The organism is Nocardia sp. CY41, assembly GCF_009829325.1.
Classification (GTDB): Bacteria; Actinomycetota; Actinomycetes; order Mycobacteriales; family Mycobacteriaceae; genus Nocardia.
On record NZ_VUOS01000134.1, the window covers coordinates 1 to 752 of the forward strand.

General features: G+C 67.4%; 1 protein-coding gene. It reads right to left on the reverse strand.

Going from position 1 to position 752, the window contains the following annotated elements:
* Positions 1-199: 199 nt before the first annotated feature.
* Positions 200-595: a hypothetical protein gene (locus tag GVY64_RS37050; RefSeq protein ID WP_159851362.1), complete on the reverse strand. Its 396-nt coding sequence runs from the start codon at positions 593-595 to the stop codon at positions 200-202.
* Positions 596-752 lie beyond the last annotated feature (157 nt).

Genomic DNA, 752 nt, shown 5'->3' on the forward strand with positions numbered 1-752 from the left:
GCGGATGACCGCAGGGTCCGGTCGAGTCTTCTGCTCGGCCTGGTCCCAGACGGCCTGAGCACACCGGAACACCCCGATGATCACACTCAACGGCAAGGTGACGATCGCGCCGATCACCCCCACGGCCGGGCCCTATCGAGGCTATGTGCGCCCACCTCCGCGGCTGACCAGCACCGGGTCGAAGCGTGGATCGGCTCGCTCATCGGCTTCTGCCCTGTCCGGCGACATGAGGACCACTGTTCTTCTCTGGTGTCATACCCCGCCACGACGACTGCCGGTGGCGGCCGGCCCCGCGCAGTCCCCACCACATGACGGTCGCGGCCACGCCCAAATATTGCAGGTAGGCGACGACCACCAGCGGACCGCCGTAGTCACGCCACCACCCACGCAGCGGAACCAGCGCAACCACACCGGCCGCAAGGAGCCCGACACCGAGCACCACCGCCGGTATCCGCAGCGGCGCAAGTTGCGCATCGAGCCCGGACCTCGGTGGTGTCCGGACGCCCGGGATCCCGACCGGGACGCGCCGGGACCCGCCGTTGGCGGTCGGGTCACTCTCGGCGAACCAGTGGGGTGCTGCAGCGGGGGTAACCATTGAATGTCTCCGGGCTGTTGCGCCGAGCGACTGAAGTCGCAAATCCGCTATTCGAACAATCGCCGGTCACGACCGCGCCATCAGAGGCGACCGATCCGGCAATTAACGGGTTACCCACCCACGCGCAGTTATCACGGTGACGCAAACACGGGATCCC